General features: G+C 73.0%; 14 protein-coding genes. 1 reads left to right on the top strand and 13 read right to left on the bottom strand.

Features of this window, described 5'->3' with window-relative positions; all coding sequences use genetic code 11:
* Positions 1–64 precede the first annotated feature (64 nt).
* From CAP_RS22605 to CAP_RS22595, 3 genes are all read right to left on the bottom strand, one after another.
* Positions 65–328, bottom strand: coding sequence for a hypothetical protein (locus tag CAP_RS22605; protein ID WP_044244529.1), 264 nt, complete (start codon positions 326–328; stop codon positions 65–67).
* Positions 322–570 carry a hypothetical protein gene (locus tag CAP_RS22600; RefSeq protein ID WP_044244528.1) on the bottom strand — a complete coding sequence of 83 codons (249 nt, stop codon included), beginning with the start codon at positions 568–570 and terminating at the stop codon, positions 322–324. Before CAP_RS22600 ends, CAP_RS22605 begins: the two co-directional genes overlap by 7 nt.
* A gap of 79 nt (positions 571–649) precedes the next feature.
* Positions 650–1,096 (bottom strand): hypothetical protein, encoded by a 447-nt coding sequence (locus CAP_RS22595; RefSeq protein WP_044244526.1) that lies wholly within the window; start codon positions 1,094–1,096, stop codon positions 650–652.
* A gap of 207 nt (positions 1,097–1,303) precedes the next feature.
* On the opposite strand from CAP_RS22595, the gene CAP_RS45285 reads away from it, so the two are divergent.
* Positions 1,304–2,146, top strand: coding sequence for an alpha/beta hydrolase (locus tag CAP_RS45285; RefSeq protein WP_052375672.1), 843 nt, complete (start codon positions 1,304–1,306; stop codon positions 2,144–2,146).
* A 584-nt stretch (positions 2,147–2,730) separates the two neighbouring features.
* On the opposite strand, the gene CAP_RS22585 is transcribed toward CAP_RS45285, so the two are convergent.
* The 10 genes from CAP_RS22585 to cas6 form a co-directional block, all read right to left on the bottom strand.
* Positions 2,731–4,368: a DUF4139 domain-containing protein gene (locus CAP_RS22585; protein ID WP_044244525.1), complete on the bottom strand. Its 1,638-nt coding sequence runs from the start codon at positions 4,366–4,368 to the stop codon at positions 2,731–2,733.
* A 6-nt stretch (positions 4,369–4,374) separates the two neighbouring features.
* A complete protein-coding gene (locus CAP_RS22580; protein WP_081865165.1) occupies positions 4,375–6,588 on the bottom strand; it encodes a DUF4139 domain-containing protein in 2,214 nt (737 codons plus the stop codon).
* A gap of 303 nt (positions 6,589–6,891) precedes the next feature.
* Complete coding sequence (locus CAP_RS22575) at positions 6,892–7,470, bottom strand: OmpA family protein (protein WP_044244649.1); 579 nt, start codon at positions 7,468–7,470, stop codon at positions 6,892–6,894.
* A 406-nt stretch (positions 7,471–7,876) separates the two neighbouring features.
* Positions 7,877–10,018, bottom strand: coding sequence for a type III-A CRISPR-associated RAMP protein Csm5 (gene csm5 / locus CAP_RS55060; protein ID WP_197041309.1), 2,142 nt, complete (start codon positions 10,016–10,018; stop codon positions 7,877–7,879).
* Entirely contained in the window at positions 9,994–11,016 is a 1,023-nt protein-coding gene (gene csm4 / locus CAP_RS55055; protein WP_044244520.1) for a type III-A CRISPR-associated RAMP protein Csm4, read from the bottom strand. Before csm4 ends, csm5 begins: the two co-directional genes overlap by 25 nt.
* Complete coding sequence (gene csm3 / locus CAP_RS45280) at positions 11,013–11,966, bottom strand: type III-A CRISPR-associated RAMP protein Csm3 (protein ID WP_052375670.1); 954 nt, start codon at positions 11,964–11,966, stop codon at positions 11,013–11,015. Before csm3 ends, csm4 begins: the two co-directional genes overlap by 4 nt.
* The gene (csm2, locus tag CAP_RS52495; RefSeq protein WP_044244518.1) at positions 11,963–12,832 is read right to left on the bottom strand and encodes a type III-A CRISPR-associated protein Csm2; all 870 of its coding nucleotides are present in this window, start codon (positions 12,830–12,832) and stop codon (positions 11,963–11,965) included. Before csm2 ends, csm3 begins: the two co-directional genes overlap by 4 nt.
* Positions 12,820–13,167, bottom strand: coding sequence for a hypothetical protein (locus CAP_RS52490; protein WP_197041308.1), 348 nt, complete (start codon positions 13,165–13,167; stop codon positions 12,820–12,822). The genes csm2 and CAP_RS52490 overlap by 13 nt, the downstream gene beginning before the upstream one ends.
* A gap of 162 nt (positions 13,168–13,329) precedes the next feature.
* Complete coding sequence (locus CAP_RS50800) at positions 13,330–15,120, bottom strand: HD domain-containing protein (protein ID WP_044244513.1); 1,791 nt, start codon at positions 15,118–15,120, stop codon at positions 13,330–13,332.
* Complete coding sequence (gene cas6, locus CAP_RS22540; RefSeq protein ID WP_156041051.1) at positions 15,117–16,136, bottom strand: CRISPR system precrRNA processing endoribonuclease RAMP protein Cas6; 1,020 nt, start codon at positions 16,134–16,136, stop codon at positions 15,117–15,119. Before cas6 ends, CAP_RS50800 begins: the two co-directional genes overlap by 4 nt.
* Positions 16,137–16,360 lie beyond the last annotated feature (224 nt).

Below are 16,360 nucleotides of genomic sequence, written 5' to 3'. Positions count from 1 at the left end.
GGCTGCGCGTGTCCTCCGGACGTGTCGCGCATCGCCACAGGCCCGGCCCCGCGGTGCCCCCTCGTCAGCCTTCGTCGTCCGGGACGAGCAGCAACTTGAGCTCGATGACCCGCGTCTTGGCAGCGCTCAGATTGCCGAGGGCGGCATCGATGAGCGTGTTCGTCACCGTCTTCTCCGCGCGGGGAGCCGCCCGCAGCGCGCGAATCACCCTGGAAAACTCCTCCTCGGCGATGGTGAGCTGCTGCTCGGCCTCCTCGATCTTCGACCGGACGAGCGCCATCTTCGTCGGGCTTTCCTCGCCCGCCGCCTTCGTGCTGCGCGTCAGCACGCCAGACCCTCCAGGCTGCTCTTCGAGCGCCACTCGAGCCCCTGGTACTCCCGGGGCGACCCCGAGCGGTCCAGCCGCTGGAACGTCTCCCCCTTCTTCAGCCGCCGCTTCCGGTCGCCATCGAAGGGCCCGACCTGCCCGCTCGCGGGCTCGTAGGTCGCGTTGCTCTTGCCGTGCACGCCGAAGCGCCAGCACAGGCGTTGCTCCTCACCGTCCACCACCCGAATCACCCCGATGTTCATCTCGAACCTCCCGCATGCTCAAGGGCAAGCCGAGCCTGTGCTCGCCGAGCGCGAGAGCGTCTCCAGACGTTGCGATCGCTCAGACAGCTCCCATGGCGGCAGCCTTCACCTCCTCGATCTCGGCGCCCAGCACCCGCGCTGCCGCGACACGTTCACTCTGCGGCCCCGAGGAGCGCTGGCGGTACACGACATACGCTGCGTCCAGGCGCCGCATCGCGGTCCGCATCGTGTCCACCAGCGCGACGTCTGCCGGCTTTCCCGTGAAGCTCGCGGCTGCGAGCCTGTCTGCCGTTCCGAGGCGAGAGAGGAGGCTTCCGGCGCTCTCCTTGAGTGGCTCGGGGATGATCTCCGACGCCTCCCACTCCGACACACGAACCGTCGCATCCAGCGACTCGATGAGACCCTCCAGCGCATTACGGAAGGTCAGAACCCGCGTGTCTTTCATCCATGAGCTGTACCAGCCGGGGTACGTCACGTCGTCACAAATCGTGAGCGCGCCTTGTTTGAACTTGAACTCGACGAGCAAACCCTGCGCTGGTTGGCAGCTCGCATCCTTGCCCTCGCGTCAGCCTCACCGCTGAGCGGACGTAACGCTGCACGTCAGCGCTCGTAGCGCTGACACCGCGACGATCGTCGTGAACGCCAGAGAGGCATATCCTGAGTATCTGGCCATCGCCCACACGCCGGGGATCCAGAGAAGCATCGGCGACGCCACTGGCGAGAGGTCCTCCACGTGAAGCAGCTCCTTCTCGTCACTGCACTGCTCACGCTCTACCTCGGTGCGAGCGCCTTCGCGATCCGGTGGATGACCATGCCCCGCACCTCGCAGGTGCACGACCCTCCAGGCAGCGCGAGGTTCCTCCTCCGCACCGACGATGGCCTGAGCCTCTCGGCCGTGCGCCGCGAGCCGCATGGAGTTCCGGCGCGGGGAACGGTGGTGCTCGCGCATGGCTACGGCAACGACCGCAGGTTGCTGCAGCCTCTCGGTGATGTCCTCCTCGACCGAGGGTTCCGCATCGTGGCCTTCGACTTCCGGGCCCACGGCGAAAGCGGTGGTGACCGGACGACACTCGGCCTGAACGAGGCGCGTGATGCCGCAGCGGCCCTCGATCACGCTGCACGGCTGGGTGGACCTGTCGGCTATGTCGGCTTCTCGATGGGCGCTGCAGCCTATCTCCTCGCCGGCCGGGAAGCCGATGCTGCGGTCCTGGACTCCCCCTATGCGTCGCTGCGGGGCGCCCTCTCGTCGCGTCTGGCCCACGCCGGGTTGCTCCTGCCCTTCAGCATCGGCCCCATCGCCCTCATGTCCCGCGAGCTCCCTGCACCCATCGACACCGTGCGCCCCGTGGATCGGTCAGCGCACCTGGTTCATCCGACCCTCTTTCTCTTCGCCCAGCACGACATGTGGGTACCTCCGGAGGCGCAGGCGGCGTTCCGGACGACAGCGTGCGTCGAGTGCCAGGTGAACGTGATTCCCGGCGCCCTTCACGCAGGCCACTTCACCGGTCCCTGGAGAGCACAGGTCACGTCATTCCTGGAACCAGCGCTGGTCGGCTCCGCAGGGCCGCACAGGTAGCCGCCAGCTCGACCCATCACCGCAGCGCAGAGACAAAAAAAACCGCGCTGCGGACCTGGGGGGGGATAGGTCACGCAGCGCGGAGAGAGAAAAACCACGCTGCGGACCTGGGGGGGGGGATAGGTCACACAGCGTGGAGAGAGAACGCGCCTGGCGAGCCTCAAGGGGGGGACCGAGGTCACCGCGTCAGCGCGATTGACCCTATTGCAGCCAGCGTGCCACGCCGGTCTTCAACGATCTCCAGTAGCTTCGCAGGGGCAGGTCAGGGGTGGATTGCAAAGTTGCAACCTCGCATTTGCAACCTGCAATCCAGGCCCGCCTCACCGCCTTTTCAGCGCTGCGCCGCCGGCGTCTTCAGGACATAGGCGCGACGTGGTGGACGGCCGGCAGTCGCGTGAACCGTGCCGGCCCCGGAGCTGTTCCCGGGAATGTAGAAACCGTCCAGACCGTGTAAGCAACCCGCGTTCCGGTCGGAAGTGCACCCATCCGCACCACCTGGGTCACCGCGCCTCGTCACCCCCGTGCCTCATCGATGCAGCCGGGGACGTTGTCCGCTTTCCGAGGTGACGGTCGTCAGGCCGAACTCAAAAGGGCAACACGGCCCCCGAAGACGCTTTGATCTCGTAACTGAACGCCACCGTCTTCGCCTCGCGCCCACCGAGGTCGAACCGCCCGCGTACGAACCCGTCCTTGTCCACCGTCCATCCCGTGGCGTCGGTCAGGGTGATCTCCACCTCGGCCACCTCGCTGACCGGGATGCGCTCGGTCACCACGAGCTTCCGCGACGTGTCGGAAAGGTTCGACAGATACACCTTCACCTTGCGCCGGATCTTCACGCCGCCGAGCAGCGCGGAGTCCCGCTCCTCGTCCACCGTTCGCCGCACGCGGATGGCATCGTCGGTCCCGAACCCCAGCTCGAAGGGCTCTCCGGCTCCCACGAACCCGAGCTTCCCGCGCCCCACCAGGCTCTGCCCACGGGCTGCCCGCACCGGCCCGGCGAGCAGCGGCCCGCGCGCGGCCTCACCCTCGATCGCCGCGTTGGTCAGCGTGGCCCGCACGTGCGCCCCGGGATGTGCCTCCGGGAACAGCACAAGCTCCACCTCTGCCGATAGCGTCCGCCGCACCACCTCCACCCGCGTCGGCTGACCGTTCGACGGCAGCGTGATCGGATGCGCCGCCTCCAGCACCAGCGGCTCGCCCCCGTCGTCCACGCCGGGCATCTCCTCCACCGCGCGGGTCCCCCGGTCCAGACCGGCCACGGCGATCGTCTGCTCGCGCGCCTCGACCACCACCCGCCCGCGCTCCTCGGGCGTTTTCCGCCGCAGCGACAGCACGTCGTCCGAGAGCCGCGGCGGCGTCGCGACCCGCGCCGGACGCGCCGTCGAGAACTGCGCCTTCACGTCCTCCCAGCGCTCTCCCGTCGCTTGCCACGCCGTCGCCCACGTCGTCAGCTCGACCACGCCCCCCTCGCCGAGGCGCGCCAGGTGCTCGGGCCGCCACAGCGCGCACGCCACCCGGTACGTCAGCTCCAGCGACACCTCGCCGTCGGCCGACACGTCCAGGTCCACCTCGATCACCGCCTCCACCCGGGGTCGCTCCCGCCGCCCTTCGGCGAGCCGTGCGGCTGCCCGCTGCCCCTCCTCCTCGGCGCGCGCCCGCTCCGCCCGCGCCAGCGCCGCCGCAGCCCGGGCCTCTGCCGCCGAGGCATCGAGCTTCGCGAGCGCGACCCGCCAGCGCTCCAGCGCCTCCGCCTCTCGCAGCCCGCGCGGTACCCGCGAGATGTCCTGCGCCCACTGCTGCTGGAGCTGCGCCGCCTGCGACTCCAGCCGCGTGGCGCGGTCGAGGGCGAGGTCCGCCGCGCGCACCCGCTCGGAGGCGGCCAGCGCCTCGCGCTCCAGGGCCTCGATCTCCTCGCGCCCGAGCACCCGATCGCCGTGCAGCACCCGCCGCACCCGCGCCGCGGTGACCCGGCAGGGCCCTGCCGCGCGTGCCTCCACCATGCGGTCGTCGACGAACACCGACACCCCGCCCACGACCACCCGCTGCGTTCCTGCCCGCACCGCGGCGCGCGCCACCCGCACCACCTCGGCGCGGTCCTCGAACAGCGTCACGTCCCGCGCCCGGCTCGGCAGCGGCGCCTGCACCGGCGCCTCGCCCCCGCGCCCCTCGGCGTTTGCGTCGCGCCCCTCCACCGCTTCCTTCACCTGCTCGACGGTGCTCATCGCGCCTCACTCCCGACGGTTGCCGCCGACCACTTCGCTCTTCGCCGAGAAGGTCAGACGGTAGCTGAACGACACCGACGTCTTGCCCGCGGCCGGAACCTCCACCGACCAGCGCAACCCCCGCCGGATGGGGTGACCGATCTCCTCCTGCTTGTATGCCTCCGCCTTCGGCTGCGACCCGACGAGCTTCACGTCCAGATCCTTGTCGTCGGTCACGGGCACCCGGTCCAGCACCTCCACCGTCACTGCCCGGCCGAGCGACGACGAAAGCTCGATGCGCACCTCGTGCTCCACCACGAGCGACCCGCCCAGGAGCCCTGCCGACTGCTCCTCCACGCGCGCGTTGCGCACCACCCGCAGCCGGTCCTCCACCCCGAGCCCGACCCGCAGCTCTCCCCCCTTGCCCACCGCCGAGATCGCCGACTGCGTGAGCAGCGCGCCGTCCATGAACACGTCCACGGGCCCTGCGAGCAGCGCCCACGAGAACGGATTCTGCAGCTCCGCCTCCCGGAACACCTCGGCGCCCTCGCGCGGCACCGTCACGAACCTGGGCTTCACGGCCCCTTCGCCCACCGCCACCGCCACCCGCTGCGGCCTCCCGCTCCCTGGCACGTCGACGGACCCCGCGGTGCTGTACAGGTAATCGAACCGCCCCCGCGACAGCCGCGGATCCAGCGCGCGCTCCGGCGATGACAGCCCGTCGATCCGTTCCCGCGCGCGCTCCGCCTCCTGGCGATCCCTCCGCGCTGCCCGCACCAGCCGGCCGCGCTGTGACCCGAGCGCGCCGGGGACCAGCCGCAGCGCCTCGAAGTCGAGCCACCCCTCCGCAGGCTCGATCTCCGCAGGCGCCCCTGCTTCCTCCTGCTGCCCGAACGGGGGTGGCGCACCCCGTGGCCCGCCCCCTCCCACCGACATCCGCCTCGCATCGACCTCGGGCAACGACGCCCGCCCTCTCGCCGCAGGCCTCGGCATGGCCCCCGCGGAAGCCATCGAAGCCAGTGGGACCGGCCTTGAGGGGATCGGCACCGCGCCGGGAGCCTGGCTCGGAGCCATGAGCGACTGGGGATGCGCCCCGCCGAGCGCCGCCCTGTCCATGGCGCCGAAGGTCCCCGTCTCCTCCTCCGCCGCCATCGCGTCGACGCCATCGTCCATCATCGCCGCCGACGGTGGTGGTGGCGGCGGCGGCGGCGGCGCCTGCGGCTTCGGTGGGCCTGGCGTCTTCGGCGCGGAGCCCCCTCGGAGCTGGTCCACCACGCCCCCAGGCAGGCTCTCCGTGAACCGATCGTACCCCTCGAACAGTGCCTCCAGCCCCTCGGGCGGCGGCCTGTATCCCCGCTTCACCGACGCCTGTGCGCGCCCCAGCCGCATCGAGCCCAGCTCTGGAAGCCGCACATCCTCGATCAGATCGGCCGTCGACAGGGTGAGCGCCACCCCATTCCAGTCCTCCCCCGAGGCCTGCGCCACCAGCGCGTCGAGGTGCCACGCCACCCACGTCGCCCCCCGCGAGAACCGCGCCGCGTACGCTGGCCACCAGCGCGCCGCGTGCACCGTGTACTCCACGAACAGCGCCCCCGCTGCGCCTTTCCCGCCCCCTGCCGCCGAGCCTTCGGCCTCCTCTCCCTGCGTCGTCGCGAACTGGATCACCACCTCGGTCTCTGGCGGCGCCTTCCCATGCCGCTCGGCGCTCCCCGCCTGCGTCCCCTGCGCCTCCACCTGCTGCGCCTCACGCTTCACTGCCTCGTATGCCTGCGTGAGCTGGCGGATGCGCTCGTCGAGCGTCTTCAGCTCGGCGGACACCAGCGCACCGGCCGCGAGGGCGTCTTCCACCCGCGCCGCAGGATCCACCTTGCGGCTCCGGTGCGTGAGTTCCGGGGTCAACGACACCGTGCTCAGCGTGTCGCGCCGCCAGCGCAGGTGACCGATCTCCCCCTTGAGTCTTGTCAGCTCCAGCTCCAGCTCGCGGCTCCGCGCCTTCAGGGTCCCCGGCTCATCGGCCTCGTGCGGAACCACGACCCGCGCGCGCACACCGATCACCTCGGGTCCACCGCCCTCCATCACCGCGCGGAACGAGCCCGGCTCGGCCGTGGGCGTGATGCCCGCGACCCTGATCTCCCCTCCCCCAGCCCGTTGCGCAGGCCACGTGACACGCCGGGTGACGATGGCCCCCCGCGCATACACCACAACCCGCTCGATCACACTGGAGCACGTGACGGCCGTCATGCAGGTCTCCCTCCGCGGCGACACCGCAACGAGGTACGCACCCACTCTATCTTGCCGGTTCGTGCCCTGTCCCCCTCCTCGGTTCGATCCTGGTCTCGATCCCTCTCCTCTGATCGACCTTCTCTTGGAACTCCACTCCGCGCTGTTCCTTCACGTGCGCTGCCCGCACGTCGAGCGGCGCCTCACGGCCTCACGCCGTCATCGGCAACCATCCGCAGCATGGGCCTCCGCCAGCTCGCGCGCGGCGCCCGGGCCATCGTTGCCCCGAGCCCCACGCGCGAACGGCGCAGCAGTGCTGCTTCCTCAAGGCCGGTACGCGGGTCCCGACTTGCCTGCGGGGGCGTGGGTGTCGCGCAGCACGATGTCCACGCGCCGGTCATACCCGTACGAGTACGCCGGATCGTTCCCACCCAGCGCCTCTGCGGCGCCGCTCGACATCGTCGAGATCCGCTCCGCCGGGATCCCCTGTGCCACCAGCACCGCCTTCACCTGCTCGGCGCGTCGCATGCCGAGCGACTGGTTGTAGTCGTTGCCACCGCGCGGATCCGCGCGTCCTACCAGCGTGATCTGGTGCCCCTCCAGCGCAGGGCGCCGCAGACAGTCGGCCAGCGCCACGATCATCCGCCGCTCCTGGGGCAGCGGCTCGGCAGAGTCGAACGCGAAGTGAGCCTCCGAGAACTCGCACTGGTTGGCGATGTCCTGCCCCAGCGTCATCCGGATGTAGCGATCCTCGGCAGGTCCGGGCTTCGGCATGTCGACCCTGTACTGCGCATCCGGCCCTGGCTTCGCCATCCGCGGGTTCGCCGCGCCCTGCGTCGGCTCCAGGGAGCTGCACGCCGTGGCGAACAGGGCCATCGCCCCGAGGATCCCTACTGTGCTCATGATCTTCACGTCTTCATCCTCCTCCCCCTCGGAGTCGTTGTCTGTGTCGAGGGGGATATGTCCACCCCTCCTTGCACCTGCTGTGCCGTGTCGGCTGTGCTGGACGGGGAGCCGAGGTGAGTACAAGACGCACGGACCGCCCCTGCCTCGACCTGCGCGATTCGCTGCGGATCGTGTCCGTTCCACTGTGCACGAACCCGCAGCATTGCCGCCTGCCGCACGGCAGAGGTCAATGCGCCCCCGAGCAGCTCAGCTATTCAGGCAGCGCGCCACAGGGAGCACGCACCTCTCGAAGCGTTTTCTGAGTTCGTCCCGGGTCCTCGGCTCGGCGTTCGCGCAAAGAAACGGGGGTAGCGACCAGCGGGAGCGTAGGGACCGTAGGTCCCTGAATTGCCGTACGCAGTACCTAGCGCTTGCGACCTTTCGCGGCGGCGGCGGCGGCAGCGGCCTGCTCATCGGCGAACTTGGGCCAGATGAAAGCCCAGTCCGAACCGAGCACCGAGGCGTTCTTCACCACCAGCTCCACCACCTGGCCCGCGGCGAGCTCCTCTGGCTCTCCTTGCGGCTCGATGGCTCCGATGGCTCCGGACTCGGTGCGCGCGCGCCACTTGCCCTTCTTCGACTTCTCTTCGAGCAGCGTCGCCTTCAACCGATCGCCCACGCGCGCAGTCGGTGACGCGGGCGCCGGAGCACGTCGCGGAGCCTGACCGGGCCGATCGTCCCGGCGCTCCCCCGGCCGACCGCCGCCAGGGCCACCACGTGGTGGCCCACTGGGCGCGCCTCCCTGGAACGGGCGTCGCTCCTGAGGCGGCGGTCCACCTTCACGCGGCCCACCTTCGCGCGGCGGCCCACCTTCACGCGGCGGCCCACCTTCACGCGGCGGCCCACCTTCACGCGGCGGCCCACCTTCACGCGGCGGCCCACCTTCACGCGGCCCACCTTCACGCGGCGGTCCACCTTCACGCGGCGGTCCACCTTCACGCGGCGGCCTTCCTTCGCGCGGCCCACCTTCACGCGGCGGCCTTCCTTCGCGCGGCCCACCTTCACGCGGCGGCCTCTCCCCGAGCCCCCCGGCGCTCCCGGCTGCCTCCGGCCCTGCAGCGGCGCCTTCTGCACCCGCCGCGGCTGCCCCGGGCTCCTCGCGCCGACCGCGCCCTCGTTCTGCCCGCTCCGGCAGCCGGTGCGCCTCGAGCGCCTCACCCGCGAGCACGCCGGCCGGCGCCTCCACCGCCACGACCTGTGTCGCCGCGTCGCCTTCGGCCCACGGCCGCACCGCCACCCAGCCGAGCGGCGTCGCGCCTTCCGCCAGCCGCCGTGACTTCGGGAACACCCCGAACCCACGCCGCCCCAGCGCGTACACGGGCCTTGCCCCGGCGAGCGCCGCGGGATCCTCGGCGCCTGCATCGGTGGCCCGTGCGCCCTCGTCGAGCCGCTCCAGCAGCCCTCCGGTTGCGCCACGCCACCCCATCCCCCACCCGATCGGCAGGAGCGCCTCTCCGCCGGCTGCGAGACCCGCCTCGTCAGCGTCGCCCGCGGGAGCGTCGCCTGCGGGCCCCTTCCTCCGCACCCTGTCGAGCAACCCCTGCGCTGCCTCTGCCGCGGGCGCGTGGGGACGGCTCTCCGACCACAGCTTCGCCTCTGGCTCCAGCACCCGCAGACCGTGGGCCCGCACCGCTGGCAAGAGCCCTTCCAGCAACAGCTCCCGCAGCCCCGAAAAGTCCGGCGGGACCGGCCTCCGCGGCGCCGGCAGCCCCGAGGGTCGGAGGCGCTGCGCGTCCACCCGGAGCGGCACCCGCAGCACCGTCCTCGGCTGCAGCGCCTCCACGAACGTCTCTGCCACGCCCTCGGCGTCCACCGCCTCCGCGTTGGCGCGCCCCCGCTGCTTCCAGCCCCAGCGATTCTCCTCGCCCATGCTGGCCACCTTCACCGCCACGAGCGCGAGCGCCGACGCCGGCACCGGCACATCGGGCACGTGAAGATGCCGCAGCAGATCGTCCACGGCGGCCCCGCGCCGCACCCGCAGCGCGGCGCGCTCCACCGCGCTCCCCGGCGATGCCTCGCGCTCCTCCGTCGCCTGCCGCACCGCCTCGCGTGCCGCGTCACGCACCGCGGGCACCTCGTTCACTTGCTGGCTCACCAGCGCCGTCCGCAGCGCGCCCTTCAGCGCCGAGCCGGGCAGGTACGGCCTCCCGAAACCGTCGCGCGCGAACGGCTTGAACCTCGCGAGCCCTGCCGGACCGCGCAGCTCACCGCGCACCACGAACTGCTGCACCGACCCGAGCGGCACCTCGCCGATCACTGCCGCGAGCCCGCCCGACGCCAGCCGATCCCACGCCTCACGCGGCAGCACTGCGCACAGCCGATCCAGGTCCACCACGAAGGTGAACCCCTCGATCGACGCCGCGTGCACCCCCTTCACGAGGTTCCCCTCGCCGACGCCCACGTGGAGTGGCGTGAGCACCTCCAGGTGCCACACCACCTCCACCATCCCCGAGCGCTCTCCTGCTGCCGCCTGCGCCTCCATCACGTTCTCCTGCCGAGCGGCCACGCCAGCGTGCGTCCATCGCGGTAGATCCGGTGCTCCGTGAAGCCCTCTGGCGTCACGTCGCGCGTCTGCCCCACCAGCGCCCCCCGGTCCGGGATCACCGCCCCCGGCGCCACCAGGCGCACGCCCTTGCGCTGCACCCCGAGCCCGCCGAGCGCCCCGTGCGCGCGCCCTTCCCGGCGCACCACGCTGTAGCGCGCGTCCGGGTCTTCCAGCGCGCTCTCCAGCCAGCGATCGGGCGACGCGTACCCGAGCAGCACCCGCTGGCGCCCCGACGCCTCGGTCTCGTCCACGCTGAGCGCCCCCTCGTGCACCACCTCGAACCGCCCGAGCCCGCGGGCCCTGTCCGCGCCGATCCCGCAGTCGGCCAGGTAGTGGAGCAGGAGCCGCGTGAACTGCATCCGGTCCTCGGTCTCGGTCCGGATCGCCACCCATGCCCCGGCTTGCGCCCCGGCCCCGAGACCCAGCTCGCCGAGGTGGAACGGCACGGCGACGCCGCTCGCCCGATCCACCATCGCCCGACCGCGCTCGATCACCCGACGCCAGCGCACCTGCCCCAGCTCGTCGCCTGCCTCGCGCGGCGTCGCCGCCAGCATCCCGCAGCGGGACCGCGGTGGCGTCGGCAGCGGCGCGTCGAGGAGGTCCGTGGACACGTACGCCACGTCGGACCACCCCCGATCGTCCCGCTTCCCGCCGCCCCCTTTTCCTCCGCCGGGCTCGCCGAACCGCTGGTCCACCGGCTTCGGCACGAACCTCACCGGCCGGCCTCCGAGGCCGACCCAGGGGAGCAGCGACGACACCACCCACGGCGGCTCGCGCGCCACCCCGTCCATCTCTCCGGGGGGTACCCGCTCACCGCCCAGCTCCGCCGCGGCCACCACCAGGGCGGCCGACAGCGAATCCGACGGCAGATCCGGCGCCGCAGCGGCCTCCCCGGACGCACCGGCGCTCACCCGCACCGGCGCGAGGAACCGGAGGTAGAACGCGCGGTAGACGCTCAACGCCCCGCCTCGATCGCCGGGAGTGACGCCAGGATCTCCTGCCGCTCGCGCTCCCCTCGCTCGTTGATGGACTGCACCCGCCCGGAGAGATCGCCCGCGAGCCCCTCCAGCGCCCGCTCTGGCCGCCCTTGCAGGTAATCGTCGCGCGTCCGGTGCGTCACGCCGTCCACCCGGATCTTCACCCGGCCGTACCCGCGCGACCCGTGCCCGCCGATCACGTCGTCCTGGATCAGATCCAGCCCCGTGAGCAGCCAGCGCAGATCCTCGTCGCGCCCCCACCCGTTCTCCTCGTTCCGGCTCGCGCGCTGCACCTCGAGCAGCCACGCCGCCGGCAGCGCCGGCGCCGGCACCGCCGACGTCGTCACCGTCGGATCACCCGCGGTGGCCCCCTCCGTGACCACCACGTCGCTGGCCACGGCCACCTGCCGCTCCGGCAGCGCGCGCACGTCGAGCACCAGCTCGAACCGCAGCTCGGCCCCGGCCGGGAGCCGCTCCACCGTCCGCGCCGTCGCCGCCGCCGTCACCCGATCGATGAGCGCCTCGGCCTTGGTCTCCGTCATCGGCAGCACCCCGCGCAGCCGCCCGAGCCGCTTCCGGCTCTCCGCGGTGAGCAGCGCGTCGCGCACCATCACCCGCGAGGGCATCCCGGCCCCGTCCTTCGACATCATCCCGAAGAGCTGCACCAGCGGGTGCACCGGATCGTCGGCGGGCCCGAACCCGACCCCGTCCACCGGCGGCCCCGCGATCCCCTGCAGCCGCTCCAGCAGGCAGCGCATCTTGCCCCGCAGCGACGACCCCGGGATGTACGGCTCGTCGAGCAGCGCATGCCGCGCCACCAGGTTCTCGAGCGCCGCCGCGTCGAGTCCCTGCTCGCTCCCCCCGACCCGGAGGCCGGTGAGCGTCGTGATCGTACCCCGCACAAAGACCTTCTCGAGCATGCCCCACGTCATGACGACGACTCCTCGGACGCCGGCTTCGCCTGGCCCGCAGCGGGGGCGTCGCCCCCGGTTCCCTCGGACGATGCACCGTGCTCCGACGACGCACCTGCTCCCGACGCACCCTGCTCCGACGGCGCGGAAGCTCCACCCGATCCCGACGCACCCAGCGCGCCCGACCCGGCCCCCTCACCGCCCTCGCCTTCACCCGGGGCCTGCGCGGTCCCCGCGCCCTCCCCGGCATCGCGTCCCTGCAGCGGGCCACCTTCCGGAGCCCCGCCTTGCCGGTCCCGATCGCGACCGCGGTTCCTGTCCCGCCGGCGCCCTTCGCGCCGCTCGCCCTCGGGCCGATCGCCTTGCCCACCCTCGGCGCGACCGCCAGCCTCGCGTCGCTCGCCTTCGGCGCGCTCGACGCCTTCCCGACGCTCGCCGCGCTCGCCGCGCTCGCCGCGTTCGCCGCGCTCGCCACCTTCTCGACGCTCGCCACGCTCGCCGCGTTCACCCTTGCCTTCGCGCGGCTCACGGGGCGGCCGTGGCCCTTGCCGCGGACGGCCTTCCGTCGCGTAGCAGAGCACCGCCTCCACGAAGTCCACGAGGTGCCGCACCCGGGGCTCCGGCTGCTCCTCCACGACGCGCGTGGCTTCCACCAGCACCTCGCGCAGCCCATCCAGCCCCTCGACACGCGCCGTGGCGTGCGCGAGCCGCGGCCGCAGCATCGAAAGCTCCCGGCTCCGCTCCTCGCCGCTCAGCGAGAGCAGCCGCCGCGCCCCGCCGAAGATCGCCCGGAGCTGCCCGCGCGCGGCCTCACCCGAGAGCCGCTCCCCGATCCGGCGCGCCTCCTGATCGAGCCGGCGGTAGTTGCCCTCGATCACCTCGCGCACCCAGTTGCCGGAGCCCTCGCCCCGACCGCCGCCCTCGCCGCCACCCGGCCCACCGGGCCCGCCCAGCGGACGCGGACCGCGCGGCCCCTGTCCTTCGCCGAAGCCCCGCGGCCCTTGACCCTCGCCGAGGCCACGCGGTCCCCGCGGACCACCGTGCTGGCCGCCGTGCCCACCGTGACCGCCACCATGCTGGCCGCCATGCGCGCCCGGACCGCCGTGCTGGCCGCCGTGACCGCCATGACCACCACCGTGCTGACCGCCCCGGCCACCTTGACGGCCACCTTGCCGCTCGTGACCGCCGCCTTGGCCGCCTTCCCGACCACCGCGCCGTTCACCGTGCTGCCCCTGGTGCCGCTCGTTGAACGGAGGACGCCCGCCCCGCGAAAGATCGGGCCGGACGTTCCCGTCCACGTTCTCCCTCTCCCCGTCGGCCTCGGGCCCGGACCCCGCCGCTGCGGGCTCCTTGCCTGTCTCGTGCTCCCTGTCGTTGCCGCCGTTCATCCACGATCCTCCCGGCGCGCCCGCGCCCGCTCAGCGGCGATCTCCGCCACCAGCCCCAGCCACGCCGCAGCGTCCTGCTCCGTCTTTCGCGGCGCCCCGGGCGCCCCGTCGTCCACGTTGTCGAGCGCCAGCCTGGCGACCCGCTTCACGATCGGCGACACCTCGGCGTGTGCCACGGCTCCGCCGGCTCCGCTGGTACCACCAGTACCGCCCGTGCCGCGCTGCCCGAGCTGCCATGCCCAGAGCCACCGCCGCTTGCTGGCCGCAGCCGCCGCGCGCGGCACCCCGGCCTCCAGCGCCTGCTCCGCCCGCTTCCACAACGAGTGCAGCCCCACGAGCCTCCTGAGAAGCCCCTTCGGCGCCTGCCCCGCGTAGATCGCATCCCCGAGCGCGTGCCCCAGCGCCACCGCGCCCCGCAGATCGTCCCAGCCGACCGCCACCCCGCGGAACGACATCGCCGCCTTCCGCCGCTCTCCGTGCCGCGTGTGCCGCGCCCCCTTCGCGCGCCGCAGCTCCGTCCCTGCCAGCTCCACGAGCGGCGCGAGCGGCGCCCCGGGCGCCCCCACTGCCACCCCGGCCGACAGATCGACGAGCCGCGCCGCGCGCTCTCCACCGAGCCCCTGCACCACGTCCACGAGGTACGGCGCCATCGCATCGCGCACCGCCACGAGGACCCCAAGGATCTCCGGCCAGGGCCCGACCAGCAGCAGATCGCCCCCCGGCAGCGTGATCAGCGAAGCATCGACCTTGGCGTGGAGCGCCTGCAAGGCCGCCTCCCCCGCAGACGGCTCACGCTCCGCAGCTCCCGTCGCCTTGCCCTCGCCTGCCGCGCCGCCAGCGCTCGCTGCATTGCCAGCGCTCGCTGCACTGCCAGCGCTCGCTGCACTGCCAGGAGCCGCGTCACCTGCACCCGCCGACGCGCCCGCGCTGCCCTCTGCGCCCGCCGCAGCCGAACCGCTCGCGGCAGCAGCAGCCCCCAGCGCGAGCACGTGCCGCACCTGCGCGCGCGCCACCTGGATGGCCGCCAGCAGCGCGAACCTGTCGCGCAGCCCGTCGAGCCCCTCTTTCCCCTCGGAGACCGCGCGCAGCGCCCGCCCCATCGCGTCCAGGTCGAGCCGCGCCACCGCGACCGGCGCCCCGGATCGCTGCCGGTCCACCGCCGCCCGCACCTCGGCCGCGCGCGCCACCGGCGCATCCGCGTCGGGACGCAGGAACCGCTCCAGCCCCTGCGGCGCGAACGCCAGCTCCGGCTGCTCCAGAAGCTCCCGCAGCCCTTCCGGCGACGTCACCTCGGCCGCCCAGAAATCGCTCGACGTCCCCTCGGCCCGCCGGAGCCGCGCCCGCCCGAGGTCCTCTTCGAGGAGTGCCTCCAGCGCCGCCACCGCCGACCCCTCGCCGCTCGCCGTCAACGCGCCCGGGGGCAGCGCCCGCCACGCCACGTCGACCGCGACCGCATCGCCCGTCGCATCGAGCACCGTGCGCCCATCGCGCCGCAGGGACTCGACCACTGCCTCGCGCGCCGACTCCGGCACCGCCAGCACGATCCGCCCCTCCGTCGCGTGCAGCACGTGCTCCGGCCCGAGCCCCGCCGCAGCGCGTGCCCGCCGCGCCAGCGCCGGAGCCAGCGACCACGCCAGTGCCTTCGCTCCCTCGGGGAACGGAGGCTGACTGGTCCACAGCTCCGCCGCCACGAGCGCGCTGCGCCCCGACAGCGCCCCCCGGAGCTGCGCCACGTGCGCTGCAGCCTGCTGCCGCAGCACCTCCACCGGAAAGTCACCCACCGTCATGCCGCCTCCAGATCGATGCGGCCAAACCCGAAGGTGGTGCCCGCGCCCACGCTGAGCAGCTCCCCTGCCACGAGCCACGGCAGCGCCGCCTGCAGCCCATCGCCACCGAGCCGGACCTCACCCACCACCCCGTGCAGCTCCACCGGGCCTCCCTGCGTCGAGCTGAACCTCTTCACCCGTCGAACCTCGATGTTCTCCTCCATCACCTTCAGCCCCGCGGCATCCTCCACGACCCGCGGCACCCTCGGCGCCTCCTCCGACGACAGCTCCAGCCACCGCCGCTCCAGCGCCACCCGCCGCCGCACCGCCCCGCCGAGCAGCCTCTCCGCCCAGCTCGGCTTCGGCCGCGACGGATCCGCCCACGCCCGCCCCTTGAGCCGGATCGACACCGGCGACCGCAGCCTCACCTTGAGCGACCCCGCTCCAGCGCCCGTCGCGCCCATCGCGCCCGTCGTGCCCGTTGCGCTCACGGCGCTCACGGCGCTCACGGCGCTCACGGCGCTCACGGCCTTCGAGAGCGCCTCCACCCGCGCCTCCACCAGCGCCCCCAGCGTGCTGCGCTGCTCGTCTTGCGCGTCCACCAGCGTCACCCCACCCCGCCCGCGCCCGAGCCCCGACCGCCCCAGCCCGCGCACCGCCTCGTCCACGTACGGCAGCGACGCCACCGCCGGACCGAACGCCACCACCGAGAACGCCATCTCGTCCCCGGGCCCGAGCTTCCGCCCTGCCTCCAGGTCCCTGATCCACAGCGGCGGCGGCGCATGCTCCCCGAACCCACTCGGCCTGTCCGAGGGCGTGAACCCATCGTGCAGCATCGCGTACGCGCACGCCGACCGCACCGGGCACCCCTCACAGACCGGCAGCCGCGTCGCACACACCAGCCGCCGGAGCGCCCGCCCCACCGCCCCCCGCACTGTCGACCCGCTGAACATCGGCAGGTGCACCTCGTCAACAGCGCGCAGCACATAGCGGCGCACGGCGAGCTGGACCTGGGGAGCGGCGTGGAATGCAGTCATCAGGACGCGCGGGAGCGCCAACGTACCAAGGGCGGTCGCCGTTCTCCAGCCCCTTCCGTGCTGATCAGGCTTCTGCCAGATCTCCCGCAGCAGGTGGGGCGCGTGCGGCAGGTCAGGTAAGGAAAGTGAAGTTAACTTTCCTTGCCGCAGACCTGCGGCACCGTGCCGCTCTCACGCCCGGATCCCCCGAGATTCAAGGCAGGATCGTGTCCACTTGACTGGAC

Source organism: Chondromyces apiculatus DSM 436 (assembly GCF_000601485.1).
Lineage (GTDB): Bacteria > Myxococcota_A > Polyangia > Polyangiales > Polyangiaceae > Chondromyces > Chondromyces apiculatus.
This window is presented reverse-complemented; position numbering and strand designations above follow the sequence as displayed.

What these genes read in the sequence shown, in the direction of transcription:
- CAP_RS22600 (WP_044244528.1), bottom strand. Translation starts at nt 570, where the DNA reads ATGAACATCGGGGTGATTCGGGTGGTGGACGGTGAGGAGCAACGCCTG.
- CAP_RS22585 (WP_044244525.1), bottom strand. Translation starts at nt 4,368, where the DNA reads ATGAGCACCGTCGAGCAGGTGAAGGAAGCGGTGGAGGGGCGCGACGCA.
- CAP_RS22580 (WP_081865165.1), bottom strand. Translation starts at nt 6,588, where the DNA reads ATGACGGCCGTCACGTGCTCCAGTGTGATCGAGCGGGTTGTGGTGTAT.
- CAP_RS22575 (WP_044244649.1), bottom strand. Translation starts at nt 7,470, where the DNA reads ATGAGCACAGTAGGGATCCTCGGGGCGATGGCCCTGTTCGCCACGGCG.
- csm3 (WP_052375670.1), bottom strand. Translation starts at nt 11,966, where the DNA reads ATGACGTGGGGCATGCTCGAGAAGGTCTTTGTGCGGGGTACGATCACG.
- CAP_RS50800 (WP_044244513.1), bottom strand. Translation starts at nt 15,120, where the DNA reads ATGACGGTGGGTGACTTTCCGGTGGAGGTGCTGCGGCAGCAGGCTGCA.
- cas6 (WP_156041051.1), bottom strand. Translation starts at nt 16,136, where the DNA reads ATGACTGCATTCCACGCCGCTCCCCAGGTCCAGCTCGCCGTGCGCCGC.